This is a genomic window from Ruegeria sp. CH10 (assembly GCF_056537125.1).
Window position 1 is genome coordinate 51042 of record NZ_JBQFQY010000003.1, and the last position, 16815, is coordinate 67856.

At 59.6% G+C, this 16815-nt stretch carries 15 protein-coding genes; 10 read left to right on the top strand and 5 right to left on the bottom strand.

The features are described 5' to 3' along the window. Positions 1–155: 155 nt before the first annotated feature. Together ACRZ94_RS10420 and ACRZ94_RS10425 are read left to right on the top strand one after the other, a co-directional pair. On the top strand, positions 156–2420 hold the full coding sequence (locus ACRZ94_RS10420) for an NADP-dependent malic enzyme (RefSeq protein WP_480653006.1): 2265 nt from the start codon (positions 156–158) through the stop codon (positions 2418–2420). Beyond that, a complete protein-coding gene (locus ACRZ94_RS10425; RefSeq protein ID WP_480797288.1) occupies positions 2417–3286 on the top strand; it encodes a ribokinase in 870 nt (289 codons plus the stop codon). Before ACRZ94_RS10420 ends, ACRZ94_RS10425 begins: the two co-directional genes overlap by 4 nt. Here ACRZ94_RS10425 and msrA read toward each other — a convergent pair. The 3 genes from msrA to ACRZ94_RS10440 form a co-directional block, all read right to left on the bottom strand. Then, positions 3283–3954, bottom strand: coding sequence for a peptide-methionine (S)-S-oxide reductase MsrA (gene msrA, locus ACRZ94_RS10430; protein WP_480797289.1), 672 nt, complete (start codon positions 3952–3954; stop codon positions 3283–3285). The two genes, ACRZ94_RS10425 and msrA, sit on opposite strands and share 4 nt — an antisense overlap. Before the next feature lie 88 nt (positions 3955–4042). Then, positions 4043–4324 carry an SCP2 sterol-binding domain-containing protein gene (locus ACRZ94_RS10435; RefSeq protein WP_480797290.1) on the bottom strand — a complete coding sequence of 94 codons (282 nt, stop codon included), beginning with the start codon at positions 4322–4324 and terminating at the stop codon, positions 4043–4045. A 129-nt stretch (positions 4325–4453) separates the two neighbouring features. Beyond that, positions 4454–5680, bottom strand: a complete 1227-nt coding sequence (locus tag ACRZ94_RS10440; protein WP_480653014.1) for an argininosuccinate synthase — start codon at positions 5678–5680, stop codon at positions 4454–4456. A gap of 141 nt (positions 5681–5821) precedes the next feature. Between ACRZ94_RS10440 and ACRZ94_RS10445 the strand changes: the two genes are divergently transcribed. Both ACRZ94_RS10445 and ilvA read left to right on the top strand, forming a co-directional pair. Next, positions 5822–6580: a hypothetical protein gene (locus ACRZ94_RS10445; protein ID WP_480797291.1), complete on the top strand. Its 759-nt coding sequence runs from the start codon at positions 5822–5824 to the stop codon at positions 6578–6580. A 56-nt stretch (positions 6581–6636) separates the two neighbouring features. Beyond that, positions 6637–7863, top strand: coding sequence for a threonine ammonia-lyase IlvA (gene ilvA, locus ACRZ94_RS10450; protein ID WP_480653016.1), 1227 nt, complete (start codon positions 6637–6639; stop codon positions 7861–7863). Here ilvA and ACRZ94_RS10455 read toward each other — a convergent pair. Further along, positions 7860–8189 carry an Hpt domain-containing protein gene (locus tag ACRZ94_RS10455; protein WP_480653018.1) on the bottom strand — a complete coding sequence of 110 codons (330 nt, stop codon included), beginning with the start codon at positions 8187–8189 and terminating at the stop codon, positions 7860–7862. The genes ilvA and ACRZ94_RS10455 overlap by 4 nt on opposite strands. Before the next feature lie 155 nt (positions 8190–8344). On the opposite strand from ACRZ94_RS10455, the gene ACRZ94_RS10460 reads away from it, so the two are divergent. Then, the gene (locus ACRZ94_RS10460) at positions 8345–9616 is read left to right on the top strand and encodes a PP2C family protein-serine/threonine phosphatase (RefSeq protein ID WP_480653020.1); all 1272 of its coding nucleotides are present in this window, start codon (positions 8345–8347) and stop codon (positions 9614–9616) included. Here the strand turns inward: ACRZ94_RS10460 and ACRZ94_RS10465 are convergent. Continuing rightward, positions 9613–10056, bottom strand: coding sequence for an NUDIX hydrolase (locus ACRZ94_RS10465; protein ID WP_480797292.1), 444 nt, complete (start codon positions 10054–10056; stop codon positions 9613–9615). The genes ACRZ94_RS10460 and ACRZ94_RS10465 overlap by 4 nt on opposite strands. 76 nt (positions 10057–10132) lie before the next feature. Here ACRZ94_RS10465 and hslO point away from each other — a divergent pair, with 76 nt between their 5' ends. From hslO to ACRZ94_RS10490, 5 genes are all read left to right on the top strand, one after another. Further along, positions 10133–11110, top strand: a complete 978-nt coding sequence (hslO, locus tag ACRZ94_RS10470; RefSeq protein WP_480653024.1) for an Hsp33 family molecular chaperone HslO — start codon at positions 10133–10135, stop codon at positions 11108–11110. After that, entirely contained in the window at positions 11094–11699 is a 606-nt protein-coding gene (locus tag ACRZ94_RS10475; protein ID WP_480797293.1) for a CoA pyrophosphatase, read from the top strand. The genes hslO and ACRZ94_RS10475 overlap by 17 nt, the downstream gene beginning before the upstream one ends. Continuing rightward, a complete protein-coding gene (locus tag ACRZ94_RS10480) occupies positions 11696–12850 on the top strand; it encodes a CCA tRNA nucleotidyltransferase (RefSeq protein WP_480797294.1) in 1155 nt (384 codons plus the stop codon). The genes ACRZ94_RS10475 and ACRZ94_RS10480 overlap by 4 nt, the downstream gene beginning before the upstream one ends. A gap of 191 nt (positions 12851–13041) precedes the next feature. Then, the gene (locus ACRZ94_RS10485) at positions 13042–14880 is read left to right on the top strand and encodes an ABC transporter ATP-binding protein (protein WP_480653030.1); all 1839 of its coding nucleotides are present in this window, start codon (positions 13042–13044) and stop codon (positions 14878–14880) included. Next, entirely contained in the window at positions 14877–16709 is a 1833-nt protein-coding gene (locus ACRZ94_RS10490; RefSeq protein ID WP_480797295.1) for an ABC transporter ATP-binding protein, read from the top strand. Before ACRZ94_RS10485 ends, ACRZ94_RS10490 begins: the two co-directional genes overlap by 4 nt. The last annotated feature ends 106 nt before the right edge of the window (positions 16710–16815 follow it).

The window sequence follows — 16815 nt, forward strand, 5'->3', positions numbered from 1 at the left end:
GTGACTGTGGACAAGGCTGTTCCCTTCTGGCGTATTCCGGCGCGACCTTACAAATCCGGCGGCTGCGACGAAAGGCGAAATCTATTGTCGTTGAGGCTGAGGCGGGCCTAGGCTAAGACGCTAAGGCCCCAACTTGCAAAGAAACGACATATTCCATGCCCAAAACGAAGATCACCAAAGAAGAAGCGCTGGCCTTTCACCTGGACCCGACCCCCGGCAAGTGGGAGGTGCAGGCCACCGTCCCGATGACCACCCAGCGCGATCTGTCGCTGGCCTATAGCCCCGGTGTGGCGGTTCCCTGCGAGGCCATCGCTGAGGCGCCCGAAACAGCCTATGACTATACCAACAAGGGCAATCTGGTTGCGGTGATTTCGAACGGGACGGCGGTTCTGGGTCTTGGCAATCTGGGCGCGCTGGGGTCGAAACCGGTGATGGAGGGGAAATCCGTCCTGTTCAAGCGGTTCGCGGATGTGAATTCGATCGATATTGAACTGGATACCGAAGACCCGGACGAATTCTGCCGCGCTGTGCGTCTGATGGGGCCGACCTTTGGTGGGATCAACCTTGAGGACATCAAAGCGCCCGAATGTTTCATCATCGAACAGCGCCTGAAGGAAGAGATGGACATTCCCGTCTTTCACGATGACCAACATGGCACGGCGGTGATCTGTGCGGCGGGGCTGCTGAACGCGCTGCATATCTCGGGCAAGAAGATCGAGGATGTGAAGATCGTTCTGAACGGCGCAGGGGCTGCCGGGATCGCCTGTATCGAATTGCTGAAATCGATGGGCGCGCGGCATGAGAACTGCATCGTGTGCGACACCAAGGGCGTGATCTATCAGGGCCGCACCGAAGGGATGAACCAGTGGAAATCGGCGCACGCGATCACCACCGAATTGCGCACGCTGGAAGATGCCATGAAGGGCGCGGACGTGTTCCTGGGTGTCTCGGTCAAAGGGGCGGTGACGCAGGATATGGTGGCCAGCATGGCCGACAACCCGGTGATTTTTGCCATGGCGAACCCCGATCCCGAGATTACGCCGGAAGAGGCACATGAGGTGCGTGTGGATGCCATCGTCGCCACCGGGCGCAGCGACTATCCCAATCAGGTGAATAACGTTCTGGGCTTCCCCTACCTGTTCCGCGGCGCTTTGGATATTCACGCCCGCGCGATCAATGATGAGATGAAGATCGCCTGTGCCCATGCGCTGGCCAATCTGGCGCGCGAGGATGTGCCGGATGAGGTCGCCATGGCCTATGGCAAATCGCTGACCTTCGGGCGCGATTACATTATTCCCACGCCGTTCGATCCGCGCCTGATCCACCGCATTCCGCCCGCCGTTGCCAAGGCCGGGATGGATACCGGGGCTGCGCGGCGTCCAATCATCGACATGGACGCCTATGAGCTGAGCCTGAAATCCCGCATGGACCCGACCGCCAGCATCCTGCGCGGTCTGAACGCCCGCGCCCGCGCGGCGCAAAGCCGGATGATCTTTGCCGAAGGCGACGATCCGCGCGTATTGCGTGCGGCGGTGACCTATCAGCGCTCGGGCTTTGGTAAGGCGCTGGTTGTCGGTCGCTCGGAAGAGGTAAAGCAAAAGCTGGAAGAGGCCGGTCTGGGCGATGCCGTGCGCGAGCTTGAGGTGGTGAACGCCGCCAGAACCACGCATCTGGATGCCTACAAGGACTTTCTCTATCAGCGGCTTCAGCGCAAAGGGTTTGATCGCAAGGATATTCACCGGCTGGCGGCGCGGGACCGGCACGTGTTTTCATCCCTGATGCTGGCACATGGGCATGGCGATGGTCTGGTGACCGGGGCCACACGCAAATCGGCGCATGTGCTGGACCGGATCAACCATGTGTTTGATGCGGATGCGACGCATGGGGCTGCTGGTGTGACAGCCTTGTTGCACAAGGGGCGGATCGTGCTGATCGGGGACACCCTTGTGCATGAATGGCCCGACGAAAACGATTTGGCCAATATCGCAGAACGTTCCGCCGCCGTGGCCCGCCATATGGGGCTTGAGCCACGTGTGGCCTTTGTCAGTTTCTCGACCTTCGGCTATCCGGTGTCGGAACGGGCCGAAAAGATGCACCGTGCGCCTGCGGTTCTGGACCAGCGCGGCGTGGATTTCGAATACGAAGGCGAAATGACCGTCGATGTTGCCCTGAACGTGGATCAGCAGGCCAGCTATCCGTTCCAGCGTCTGACCGGTCCCGCGAATATCCTGATCGTTCCGGCGCGCCATTCGGCGTCGATTTCCACCAAGCTGATGCAGGAAATGGGCGGAGCGACTGTGATTGGCCCGATCCTGTCGGGCATCGACAAGCCGATTCAGATCTGTTCGACCGTGTCGACGGCGAATGACATTCTGAACATGGCGATCCTCGCCTCCTGCGATATTTCGGGCAAACCATGACGATCTGGAATCTCGGCTCGATCAATGCGGACATGATCTATGACGTGCCGCATCTGCCCGGACCGGGTGAGACGCTTTCGGCCAATCGTCTGGATCGGTTTCTTGGGGGCAAAGGCGCGAATATGTCTGTCGCCGCCGCCCGTGCCGGTGCGCGGATTGCGCATATCGGGGCCGTGGGTGCAGATGGGCTGTGGGCGCGGGATCGGTTGACGGAATATGGCGTGGACACGCGCCATATCGCGCAGGTGGACGTACCCACGGGTCATGCGATTATCGCGGTGGATGCCAAGGGTGAGAACAATATCATCCTGTTTCAGGGTTCGAACCACGCGATCTCGGACGATCAATTGGGGCAAGCCCTGTCATCCGCGTCGCAGGGCGATCTGCTGGTGATGCAGAACGAAACCAACCTTCAGGTCGAGGCTGCCCGCATGGGGCGCAAGATGGGCCTGACCGTCTGTTACGCCGCCGCCCCGTTTCAGGCCGACTCTGTGCAGGCCGTTCTGCCCTATCTGGATTTCCTGATCCTGAACGAGGTTGAGGCCGAACAGCTGCATCAGGCCACGGGCCAATCGGTGAGCGATCTGGACATTGCGCATGTCATCGTCACGCTGGGCGCAAAGGGCGCGCGCTACTACCATGGGGGGGAGGTATCCGAGTTTGCCGCCCATAAGGTGCAGGCCGTGGATACGACGGGCGCGGGCGATACGTTCACCGGTTATGTTTTGGCTTGGATGGATCGTGGGATGCCGATGGCGCAGGCGATCCTGCAAGCAAATCGTGCCGCGGCCCTGATGGTCACGCGGCACGGGACTGCTGATGTGATCCCCGACCTCAAAGAGGTGCATGAGGCGCGGTTTGATTAGGACCCGACAAAAGGGGCGTCGCCGCCCCACAGCTGCTTGACGCGCGCGTCGCGGCCGCAGGCATTGCGATAGGCTTTATAGGCATTCTTCTGACGCTTGGGACCAAAGCGGGTGAAGACCAGTTTTTCGCCCTTGTAATAGTTCTGGTGATATTCCTCGGCCGGATAGAAAGCCCCTTCCTGCAGGATTGGCGTGACCACGGTCTGCCCAAGGGCGCGCTGGGCATCAGCCTTTGCTGCCTCGGCCAGGGCTTTTTCCCCCGCGTTAGAGACGAAAATTGCCGTGCGATAGCTGTTTCCCCGGTCGCAGAACTGACCGCCTGCATCCGTGGGATCGACCGAGCGGAAAAACATGTTCAGCAGGGTTTCACGGGAAACGCGGGCGGGGTCAAAGGTGATCTGGACGGCCTCGTAATGGCCGGTGCCACCCTTGGACACCTGATCATAGGTGGGGTTGGCCGCCTTGCCGCCGGTGAAACCGGACACGGCGCCAATCACGCCGGGTACGGATTCGAAATCGGATTCGACACACCAGAAACAGCCTCCGGCAACCGTCAGGGTCTCGGGTCCGGCGGCGGGCGCAGGGGCCGCGCGCAGCAGCGCCGCGATGGTGATCAAAGCAAAAAGAAGCGTCGGTTTGACGTAGTCGAGATAAGCGATGCGTGTCATGGCAGGTCTCCTTCTGAGATCAGGCTGCCTTGTCTTTTCCCCCGGCGCAATCGCCTGACATGGTTTGTCACGGGGTGGTGAGACGAGTTTATCCCAACAGCTGACCCAGCTTCATCGCCACACCCATATTTCCCGAAATCTTGAGCTTACCCAACGCAACCCCGGTCATCGGGTTCAGCTTGCCGGTCAGCAGTTTCGTCAGATTGTCCTGCGAAATGCGGATGGTGCAATCCGTGTCCTGATCCTGTGTGGTGGCCTGATTATTGGCCAGAACGATGACCCCGTCATCGCCGCAATCGAATTTCAGCGACCCGTCAAAGCGTTTGCCGTTCAGACCCTTTTGGATGCCGTCCGCGATGTCTTGCAACATGGTGTTCCTCCTTAGTTGACCTTTGGGTAAAGGCAACCGGGCGGGGCGGGCAAGGGTGACCCAACTGGAACTGACGCAGAGATGAAAAACCCCGGCGTTGCGGGCCGGGGCTCTTCGAATGCTATCGCGTTACTTCGACAACCGCTTATCACGCGCCGCCAGTAGTTTCAGGCGCAGCGCGTTCAGTTGGATAAAGCCCGCCGCATCTTTCTGGTCATAAGCGCCGGCGTCTTCCTCAAAGGTCACGTGTGCCTCGGAATAGAGCGAATGATCCGACCAGCGGCCCACGGTCGAAGCCAGACCTTTGTACAGCTTCACGCGGACGGTGCCGGTGACGTGTTCCTGTGATCGGTCGATGGCGGCCTGCAGCATTTCACGTTCGGGCGAGTACCAGAAGCCGTTATAGATCAGCTCGGCATATTGCGGCATCAGCTGGTCTTTCAGATGCATCGCGCCACGGTCCATGGTGATGGATTCGATCCCACGGTGTGCTTCCAGCAGGATGGTGCCGCCGGGGGTCTCATAAATGCCGCGCGACTTCATGCCAACGAACCGGCCTTCGACCAGATCCAGACGGCCAATGCCGTGCTTGCCGCCATATTCGTTCAGCTTGGTCAGGATCGTCGCGGGGCTCATCGCCTCGCCATTGATGCTGACTGCGTCGCCTTTTTCGAAACCGATCTCGATGAATTCGGGCGTGTTCGGCGCGTCTTCGGGGTGGACGGTGCGCTGATAGACGTAATCCGGCGCCATATCGGCGGGGTCTTCCAGAACCTTACCCTCGGACGAGGTGTGCAAAAGGTTCGCATCGACCGAGAACGGCGCCTCACCACGTTTGTCCTTGGCAATCGGAATCTGGTTCTGTTCGGCAAATTCCAACAGCTTGGTGCGGCTGGTCAGGTCCCACTCACGCCAGGGCGCAATGACCTTGATGTCGGGGTTCAGCGCGTAGGCCGCCAGTTCGAACCGAACCTGATCGTTGCCCTTGCCGGTCGCGCCGTGGGACACGGCATCGGCACCGGTGGCCTCGGCAATCTCAACCAAACGTTTCGAGATCAGCGGGCGCGCGATGGAGGTGCCCAGCAGGTACAGCCCCTCATACTGCGCATTTGCACGGAACATGGGGAAGACGAAATCGCGGACAAATTCCTCGCGGATGTCCTCGATATAGATGTTTTCGGGTTTGATCCCCAGCAGCTCGGCCTTTTTACGGGCGGGTTCCAGTTCCTCACCCTGACCCAGATCGGCGGTGAAGGTGACAACCTCACAGCCATATTCGGTCTGCAACCATTTCAGAATGATCGAGGTATCAAGGCCACCGGAATAGGCCAGAACAACTTTCTTGGGCGCGGACATCTGACTTCCCCTTATGCGTAGAACGCTTGGCCCCTAGCGGGTTTTGAAAGCGGGGGCAAGTTATCTGCGTTGACGCTGGGCGGGAATTGCGGTGAAACAGGCTCAAAGAGAACAATGATTGGTTGAAGGGGCAGTTTTTCAATGTTGGGCTGGCAGATTTTTGTTCATTCCGTGCGGATGGTGTTTGGAAACCTCAAGCAGGTGCTTCAGATCACAACGGGCCCTGCACTGGTTGCAACTGCGGTGATCATTGCGGCGTTTTTTGTTCTGGATATTCCGCTGGACGAACTGGGCGCGCAGACCGGAGATTTACCGTCCACAGCCTCAACCGGATCGATTGTTCTGTTTGTGATCTGCCTGATCATTGTTGGCTTTGTGACTACGTTCTGGATCGCTGTGTCCTGGCACCGCTTTATTCTGCTTGAGGAATACCCCCGCGGCATTTTCCCGACCTTCCGGTTCGACAGAATCCTAGCCTATTTCGGACGGCTTCTGTTGCTTGGGCTATTGATGGGACTTGCCTTTATACCAATCAGTCTTGTTGTTTCGATAATCGGCGGCGTATTGGCATTGGCGATTGCCGCGGTTTACGCCATCTTTTTGGTCGCTTGCTTTTACCGACTGTCCATCATTCTGCCGGCGGCAGCCATTGGAAACCCGCTGTCTTTCAGCGGCGCCTGGAGCAACACCGAGGGCACAACCGGGGCTATCTTAACGCTGCTGGTCGTGAACTTTCTGTTTCAGTTTGTGATACAACTGATCTTTACGGCACTTGCCTTTATCCCGGTATTGGGCATTTTGCTGACCTTGTTCTTTGGAACCCTGGTTCTGCCTCTGGTCAATGTCAGCATCCTGACCACGATGTTCGGCGTATTTGTCGAAAAACGCGAACTCAACTGATGCGTACACAGATGTATTCCTTGCTCTTTTAGTCAGGATCGGCCAGTGAACGGGTCATGACTGATTTCATGACCCGTGCCCGCGCTGCCGAACAGGCGATGCGCTCTGTGTTTCCGGCAACGCCGTTGCAGCGGAATGCCCATCTGTCTGATCGGTATGGGGCTGACATCTGGCTCAAACGCGAAGACCTCAGCCCGGTGCGGTCGTATAAAATCCGCGGTGCGTTCAATGCCATGCGCAAGCAGCAGGGTCAGGACCTGTTCGTTTGCGCCAGCGCGGGCAACCATGCGCAGGGTGTGGCCTTCATGTGCAGGCATCTGGGCGTGAAGGGCGTGATCTTCATGCCAGTCACCACACCGCAGCAGAAAATCCAGAAAACCCGCATCTTTGGTGGCGACAATATCGAAATCCATCTGACCGGAGACTATTTCGATGACACCTTGGCCGCTGCCCAAGCCTGGTGCGCACAGCAGGGCGGGCATTTCCTGTCGCCTTTTGACGATGAGGATGTGATCGAAGGGCAGGCCTCGCTGGCGGTTGAGATCGAGGAACAGCTGGGCAAGCTGCCCGATCACGTGATCCTGCCGGTGGGTGGGGGTGGCATGTCTTCGGGCGTGGCGACGTGGTTCGGGGATCGCACCCATTGCCTGTTTGTCGAGCCCAAGGGCGGGGCCTGCCTGCATGCGGCAATGGCGGCAGGGCATCCGGTAGCGCTAGATCATATCGACAATTTCGTCGATGGCGCTGCAGTGGGCAAGATCGGCGCGAAACCGTTTGAGCTGTTGAAAGATCGCCACCTGTCCGACGTGCATGTCCTGTCCGAGGATCGCATCTGCACCACGATGATCGAGATGTTGAATGTTGAGGGCATCGTGCTGGAGCCCGCAGGCGCGCTGGCGATTGAGGCGCTGGGCGATATTCAAAGCTTTATCCGCGGCAAGACCGTGGTTTGCCTAACATCGGGCGGCAATTTCGATTTTGAGCGCCTGCCCGAGGTCAAGGAACGGGCGCAGCGCTATTCGGGCGTCAAGAAATACTTCATCCTGCGCCTGCCGCAGCGCCCCGGTGCGCTGAAGGAGTTTCTGGGCATTCTCGGCCCCGAGGATGACATCGCCCGGTTCGAATACATGAAGAAATCGGCGCGCAATTTCGGCTCGGTCCTGATCGGGATTGAAACCCGCAAGCCCGAGAATTTTGCCCGCCTGTTTGCCCATCTGGACGAGGCCGGGTTTACCTATACTGACATAACCGAAGATGAGACGCTGGCGCAGTTCGTGATCTAAGCCAGATTTGTACCTTTTTCGGCCAGAAACACGGTGCGGGATTCGTCATAGATTTGCAGCAGGGCGGTCAGATCAACCTCGGCCGCCTGTCCTGCAGCGGCGTGGCGTTCCGCATCCTGACACAGTTTGGAAAACCGGTCGAACCCAAGGCTGAGTGCGCTGCCTTTCAGAAAGTGCATGTTCTGCTCGAACTCAAGACGGTTGGTATCGCCGTGTACCCTGTCGATGGTTTCCTGCACTTCGTCCAGAAAAATCTCAACCACCTCGTCGAACTCGCTGGCACCAACCTCATCCCTGAGCTGTCTGACCCTGGACCAGTCGATCATGTTCGGTGCCTCCACAGATATCGCGATGTGACTTGCATAGGCCGCGCTCGGTAAAGGTCGGGTTAAACCACGACAAAAGACGCCTTCACGGGATGTTAAACCGCTGCGCGCTAGGGTCGCTGCGATCAGAAAACGTCGCAGTGCAGAGGGTACAGGTGACACAGGGCAGTCAGGCAGAGGCCAGGTCCGATCTGGATTTTGGTGCGATCCAAAAGGTGCTGGTCGTCGATGACAGCCGCCTGCAAAGACGGATTCTGGTGGCCTCGCTGAAAAAGTGGGGTTTTGAGGTGCTTGAAGCTGACACTGGCGAGGCTGCGATCGAAATCTGTGCTGACAATCCGCCGGATCTGGTGGTCAGCGATTGGGTCATGCCGGGGATGAGCGGGCTGGAATTCTGCCGCGCGTTCCGGGCCATGGACAGCGACCAATACAGTTATTTTATCCTTTTGACCTCAAAAAGCGAAAAGCAGGAGGTGGCCAAGGGCCTTGACGCCGGTGCCGACGATTTCCTGATCAAACCACTTGAGGCCGATGAGCTGCGCGCGCGCATTTCGGCAGGCGCGCGGATTCTGGATATGCAGCGCGAACTGTCCGAGAAAAACCGCATGATCGAAACCGCGCTGAAGGAATTGCGCGTGGCGCATGATGCCATCGACAAGGATTTGATTCAGGCGCGCAAGATTCAGGAATCGCTGGTGCCGGAACTGACGCGCGACTTTGGAAAATCCCGCATAAGTCTGTTACTGAAGCCCTGCGGTCACATTGGCGGCGATCTGGTGGGGATGTTTTCCCCCGGGGTGAACCGGGTTGGCTTTTACAGCATCGATGTGTCGGGCCACGGCATCACCTCGGCCATGATGACGGCGCGTCTTGGGGGGTATCTATCCAGCAGCCACTTTGATCAGAACGTGGCCATGGAAAAGCGGTTCGACAAGTTCTATGCGCTGTTGCCGCCGGAACAGGTGGCGGAGATGCTCAACTGTCGCCTGATGGCCGACGCCGGCGTCGAAGAGTATTTCACGATGGTCTACGCCATTATCGACCTGCGCAACGGGCATCTGAAAATGGTGCAGGCCGGGCATCCGCATCCTCTGGTGTTGCGCTGCGATGGCCGGACCGAGTTTCTGGGCGAGGGCGGGCTGCCCATTGGGTTGTTGCCGGATGTCTCGTTTCAACGGATCGAAACCTATCTGAAACCCGGTGACCGGCTGTTGATGTATTCCGACGGATTCACCGAATGCAGCCTTGCGGGCGGTGGGTTGCTTGAGGAGGACGGCCTGCGCCAGATGGCCATTGATTGCGCGCCGGGCCGCCACGGGACTGAGTTTCTGGATGATATGTTCTGGCGCCTGACCCAGGCCATGGCCCCCGGTACGGGCATGGATGACGACGTTTCAGCCGTGTTCTTCGAGTATAACGGGACTTAAAGTCCGTTCAGGTGCCGCGTTGCAAAATGCCGGTCACCCGCATTGCCCAACATCTCGGCCGCATCGGCGGAATGCATCCAGATCGCATCGTGAAACGGCTCGGACGGGGGGCCAAGACGGCGTATGGGGCGGGCGCGGTAGATCAGGCAGACCTTTTCGGCCCACAGGTCGTATTCCGGCATGAAGGTAAACCGCCGAAACGCACCGATCCGCTGCGGGTCGGCAATGGACCAGCCGGTTTCTTCGAACACTTCGCGATGCAAGGCGGTGATCGGCGATTCTCCGGGATCGATCCCGCCACCGGGCAGTTGCAGGTCGGGTCCGGGTTGGGTCTGGCAGGTCAGTAAAAGGTGCCGGCCCCGCGGCAGCAACGCATAAACACCCACACGTCTGGTGTATTTCCGACCCTTTTGCGGGGTTTCACCGAACCGCCTTATCATGTATGGCCCCTTACAACCCGAAGTCTTCGACCTATATGCTGGCGGTATGCCAATCTGTGGCGTGTAAGGAAACCCCATGTCTCTTGGAACCAAAATCGCGTGGGACGACACCGTCCTGCCCTTTCAACTTGATCTGTCGGATATGCGCGGCCGCGTGGCCCGTCTGGATGGTGTGCTGGACGGCATCCTGAAACAGCACGACTATCCCGAAAAGGTCGAGGCGCTGGTGGCCGAGATGGCCCTGCTGACCGCGCTGATCGGGCAAACGATTTCGCTGCGCTGGAAACTGTCGCTTCAGGTTCAGTCCAAAGGCCCGGTGCGGATGATCGCAACCGACTATTACGCTCCTACGCAAGAGGGCGAACCGGCCCGCATCCGCGCCTATGCCAGCTTTGACCGCGAACGCCTGACCGATGGTGCGCCGTTTGATCAGGTGGGCGAAGGCTATTTCGCCATCATGATCGATCAGGGTGAGGGCACGCAGCCCTATCAGGGGATCACCCCGCTGGCCGGAGGGTCGATCAGCGCCTGTGCCGAGGCGTATTTTGCCCAGTCCGAACAGCTGCCCACGCGCTTTTCGCTGAGCTTCGGCAAATCGACCGAGCCGGGTGTCGGTGAACACTGGCGTGCGGGTGGGATCATGTTGCAGCACATGCCCAAAGCTTCGCCCTTTGCTGCAACCAGCGAGGGCACTGGCGACATTTTGACCGCCGATGATCTGGTCGATGGCGACGAAGGTGAAAACTGGGGCCGCGTCAACATCCTGTTGGATACGGTTGAGGATCTGGAGCTGATCGGGCCGTCCATTGCGCCGACCGATCTGCTGGTCCGTCTGTTTCACGAGGAACAGCCACGGGTCTATGACGCGCAGCCCGTGCAGTTCGGCTGTACCTGTTCCGAGGACCGTGTGCGTCAAAGCCTGTCGATCTATTCGGCGAGGGACATCGAAAAGATGACTACGCCCGAGGGCGACGTGACCGCCGATTGTCAGTTCTGCGGCGCGCATTACGTGCTGGATCCCAGCACCGTGGGTTTCGATGCGGATAACGCCTGACCCAACTGAACAGCTGCGGGCGGCACTTGACCGCCCGGGCCGCGGGTCCAGCGATTTTGACCTGAACCCAGACACTAAACTGCCGGAAAACCGCAAGCTGCGCCCGGCAGGGGTGCTGGTGCCGATCTTAACCACTAGCGAGACGCCGCGTGTGATCCTGACCAAACGGTCCTCGGCTTTGAAACATCACCCTGGCCAGATCGCCTTTCCCGGCGGCAAGCAGGATGAGGGCGACGCTGATGTCACCGCCACCGCCCTGCGTGAGGCGCAGGAGGAAATCGGCCTGCCACCCGACCTGCCCGAGGTTCTGGGGCATCTGCCGACCCATGAAACCGTCACTTCGTTCAACGTGACCCCGGTTGTGGCGATCCTGCGTGCGCCGTTTCAGGTGATCCCGGAACCCGGAGAAGTGGATGAGGTCTTTTCGGTTCCGCTTGCACATGTGCTTGATCCTGCGAATTATATCGTTGAATCGCGCCGCTGGCGGGGTCAGAAAAGATATTATTACACAGTGCCGTTCGGTCCTTATTACATCTGGGGCGCGACGGCCCGGATGTTGCGGGGATTGGCCGCGCGGGTGAGTGAATGACGCAAATTACAGAAGCCTGGATCATTGACCCGGCAACACAAAAGGTCTGCGCGGCACTCACCGAAGCGGGGGCGCAGGCGCTGTTTGTGGGCGGCTGCGTGCGCAACGCTCTGCTGGGCGCGCCGGTCTCGGATATTGACATTGCCACCGATGCCCATCCGGAACGCGTTGTGGAACTGGCGCAGGCAGCGGACCTCAAGGCCATTCCCACGGGGATCGAACATGGCACCATCACCGTGGTCAGCAACGGTGCCCCGCATGAGATCACAACCTTTCGCCGCGATGTGGAAACCGATGGCCGCCGCGCGGTTGTGGCTTTCTCTGACAGGGTAGAAGAGGACGCAGCGCGCCGCGATTTCACCATGAACGCGATTTACGCCCGGCCCGACGGGTCTGTTCTGGACCCGCTGAACGGTCTGCCCGACCTGCAGGCGCGACGCGTGCGGTTCATTGGCACGGCTGAAAACCGCATTCGCGAAGACTACCTGCGCTCATTGCGGTATTTCCGGTTTCATGCGTGGTATGGCGATGCCGAGGCCGGGTTCGACCCGGATGCGCTGGCGGCGATTGCGGCCAATCTGGATGGTTTGGTGCAGCTGTCACGCGAACGGGTGGGGGCTGAGTTGTTGAAACTGCTGGGCGCACCGGATCCCGCGCCCTCGGTCGCGGCCATGCGGCAGGCGGGGGTTCTGGCGCAGGTTCTGCCGGGGGCCGATGACCGGTCACTGGCGCCTTTGGTTGCGCTGGAACAGCAGGCCGGGGTCGCGCCCGATCCGATCCGCCGCTTGGCGTCAATCGCCACGCCCGAGCATGCCAAGACCCTGCGCCTCAGCAAAGCGCAACTGCAACGCCTGACCCGGATGCGGGATGAAGCCACGGGCACTGCCTCGGTCGCCGAGCTGGGTTTTCGCTATGGTGAAGAGGGCGGGATGCACGAAACCTTGCTGCGCTGCGCCCTGCTGGAACAGCCCTGGTCGGAACAGATGCGCCAGGACCTGCGCACCGGCGCTGCGGCGGATTTCCCGGTGCAGGCCACCGACCTGATCCCCGATTTCACCGGCCCCGCGCTGGGCAGAAAACTGGCCGAGCTTGAGGCCCGCTGGATCGCCTCGGGCTTTTCCCTGAACCGCGACGATCTGCTGAGCCCTTGATGCGAAGTCTCAAAAGGGGATGACAAAACCATTTCTTTGTGGTTACGTGCGCCTATCCAATGAACGGAGGGATGCGAATGTATTACGGGATCTGGTTCGGCTAAAGCTGGAACACGTTGACCCGTAGGGGTGGTGTTCTGGCGCCATCTTTCTTCGCATGACTAATTCTCTGCTCAATCGGAGCACTCTCCATGTTTCGCTATTTCGAAAACCTCGTTGACCCTTTTGTCGCCTATAAGGAAACCGACACGCCGCCGACGCGGCTGTGGCCCTTTATGCTGGACTATTCCCAGCCCTTTAAGCTGGTGTTCTTTTGGGCGGCGCTGATTTCCGTCGTCGTCGCGGCGGTTGAAGTCGGGCTGATCTACTATATGGGCCGGGTTGTTGACCTGTTGTCAGGCTCGCCTGCCGAGGTCTGGCAGGACCACGGGACCGAGCTGATCCTGGTGGCGGTGTTCGTATTGTTGCTGCGGCCACTGTTGCATGTGATCGACGTGCTGCTGCTGAACAACACGATTCTGCCGAACTTTGGCACCCTGATCCGGTGGCGGGCGCATAAACATGTGCTGCGCCAGTCTGTGGGCTGGTTCGAGAATGACTTTGCCGGTCGCATCGCCAACCGCATCATGCAAACGCCGCCCGCTGCGGGTGAGGCAGTGTTTCAGGTGTTCGACGCGATTTCATTCTCGCTGGCGTATTTGATCGGCGCGGCGATCCTGCTGATGGCGGCGGATCCGCGCCTGCTGTTGCCCCTGCTGATCTGGTTCGCGCTGTATGCGCTGCTGGTGCGCTGGACGGTGGCACGGGTTGGTCCCGCGTCGCAGGCGGCATCCGATGCGCGATCCGCTGTGACGGGCCGCGTGGTGGACAGCTATACCAACATCCATTCCGTCAAAATGTTCGCCCATGACGCGCAAGAGCTGGACTATGCCCGCGAAGCGATTGAGGAAACGCGCCGCACCTTTCAGATCGAGATGCGGATTTTCACCATCATGGACGCCGTTCTGGTCACGCTGAACGGTCTGCTGATCGTGGGTGTGGTCGGCTGGGCCATCGCCCTGTGGATGCAGGGCAGTGCCTCGGTTGGTGTGGTTGCGGCGGCCACCGCGTTGACCTTGCGGTTGAATGCCATGACCGGGTGGATCATGTGGGCACTGACCAGTTTCTTCCGTCAGCTTGGCGTCGTGGCCGAGGGGATGGAGACGATTGCCCAGCCCATCGATCTGCTGGACGCGGCGGATGCCAAGCCTTTGCAGCTGGCCAAGGGACAGATCGATATTCAGGATCTGTCGCATCACTACGGGCGCAAGACGGGTGGTCTGGATCACATCAACCTGACGATCAAACCCGGTGAGAAAATCGGTTTGATCGGGCGATCCGGTGCGGGGAAATCGACCCTAGTAAAGCTACTTTTGCGGTTTTACGACGTGGAACAGGGCGCGATCCTGATCGACGGTCAGAACATCGCCCATGTCAAGCAGGACAGTTTGCGCAGCCACATCGGCATGGTTCAGCAGGACAGTGCGCTGCTGCATCGGTCGGTGCGCGACAACATCCTGTATGCTCGTCCCGATGCCTCTGAGGACCAGATGATCGCCGCCGCCAAACAGGCTGAGGCGCATGAGTTCATCCTAGACCTGCAAGATCCGCAGGGGCGCACCGGGTATGATGCGCATGTGGGCGAACGCGGCGTCAAGCTGTCGGGCGGCCAGCGGCAGCGGGTGACGCTGGCGCGGGTGATCCTGAAAAACGCTCCGATCCTCCTCTTGGATGAGGCGACATCCGCCCTAGATTCCGAGGTCGAAGCGTCAATTCAGGAAACTCTTTACGGCATGATGCAAGGTAAAACCGTGATCGCCATTGCGCACCGCCTCAGCACGATTGCGCAAATGGACCGCATTCTGGTCATGGATGGCGGTCGGATTGTGGAACAGGGCGGCCATGCCGAACTTCTGTCCCAAGGCGGGCTTTACGCGCAGTTCTGGGCGCGGCAATCTGGGGGCTTCCTGAACCCGGAGGCCGCAGAATGAGGGTTGCTGACCTCATAAACCCGTTCAAAAATGTTGAAACGCCCCCGCCACAGACGCTGGGGGCGTTTATTCGCTGGGCCTTGTCGGGCGCCTGGCCAATGCTGTTTGTCGCGGCGTCCTTCTCGGCCTTTGCTGGCGCGATGGAGGCGGGCACGGCCTGGATTTTGGGCTTTGTCATCGACATCGCGACCTCCAGCGGCCCCGAGGCGTTTTTGTCGGGCGATAATCTGTGGATGATCCTTGGTGCGGTGGCGTTTTTCATGCTGATACGCCCTGTGCTGTTCGGCCTGTCCTCGCTGTCGAACAATTACATCGTGATGCCCAACATCGCGCCGCTGGTTTTGGCCAAGCTGAACCGCTGGACGCTGGGCCAGTCGGTCACCTATTTCGACGATGATTTTGCCGGGCGGATCGCGCAAAAGCAGATGCAGACGTCAAACGCGATGTCCTCGGTCGTGTCCGAAGTGATCAGCGCCATTGTGTTTGCGCTGGCCTCGTTGGTGGGGTCTTTGCTTTTGTTAGGGTCTATTCATCCGCTGGTGATGCTGCCCTTTGCGGCGTGGCTGGTGCTGTATTTCATGCTGGTGCGCTGGTATCTGCCGCGCATCCGCAAACGATCCGCCGCGCGGGCGGGGGCGCGGGCGATGGTGTCCGGTCAGGTGGTGGATACGATCACCAATATCAAAACCGTCAAACTGTTCGCCCATTCCGAATTCGAGGACAACGCAGCGCGCAATGCCATGGTTGATCTGCGGGAAAGATCGCTGGATTTTGGCCGTCTGTCCGCCAGTTTCCGGTTCATCCTGATGACATTGGCGGGTGTTCTGCCGGTGCTGCTGCTTGGGGCCACGCTGTGGCTGTGGCAGGGCGGGTCCGCCACTCCGGGTGATGTGGTGGCCGCGGGTGCCGTGTCGATCCGTATCGCGCAGATGACCGGCTGGGTCAGTTTCACGCTGATGGGGCTGTATGCCAATGTGGGTGAGATTGAGAACGGCATGAAAACCCTGACCAACCGCGAACGGGTCGAGGATGCCCCAGATGCAACCGATCTGATCGTGTCCGAAGGCCGCATCCGGTTTGACCATATCAGCTTTGCCTATGGGCGCGATGTGGGCGGGGTGTCCGACGTGGATATGGTGGTTCACCCCGGCGAGAAACTGGGCATTGTGGGCGCGTCGGGTGCGGGGAAATCGACCTTGGTTTCGCTGCTCCTCAGGCTTTATGACAGTGAAAAAGGCGCTATTCGCATCGATGATCAGGATGTCACGCGGGTCCGGCAGGACAGCCTGCGCCGTCAGATCGGCATGGTTACGCAGGAAACCGCGATGTTCAATCGCTCTGCGCGTGAGAATATCCTCTATGGCCGTCCAGATGCCTCTGAGGATGAGATGATCGCAGCCGCGCAAAAGGCCGAAGCGCATGAGTTCATCCTTGGCCTGCAAGACGCCCATGGCCGCAAGGGCTATGACGCGCATCTTGGGGAGCGTGGCGTGAAACTCAGCGGTGGGCAGCGGCAGCGGATTGCCCTGGCGCGCGCCATTCTGAAGGATGCGCCGATTCTGGTGCTGGATGAGGCGACCTCGGCCCTGGATTCCGAGGTCGAAGCCTCGATTCAGACCGCGCTGCACCGGGTGATGCAGGGCAAGACGGTGCTAGCCATCGCGCATCGCCTCTCCACACTCAGCGAGATGGACCGGATCGTCGTGCTGGATCAGGGCCGTATTGTTGAGGCAGGGACCCATGACGCCTTGCTGGAGCAAGGCGGGCTTTATGCCCGGTTCTGGCATCGCCAATCGGGTGGGTTCATTCAGGCCGAGGCGGCAGAATAAGGGACCTTTGCATTTCCGGCCAATGTAGCACCGGAATGCGCGTTCGACCGAAGGGAGAGGCAGCGTATTTCGATCCAATATAGATGCAAAGGACCCATAGGGCTTT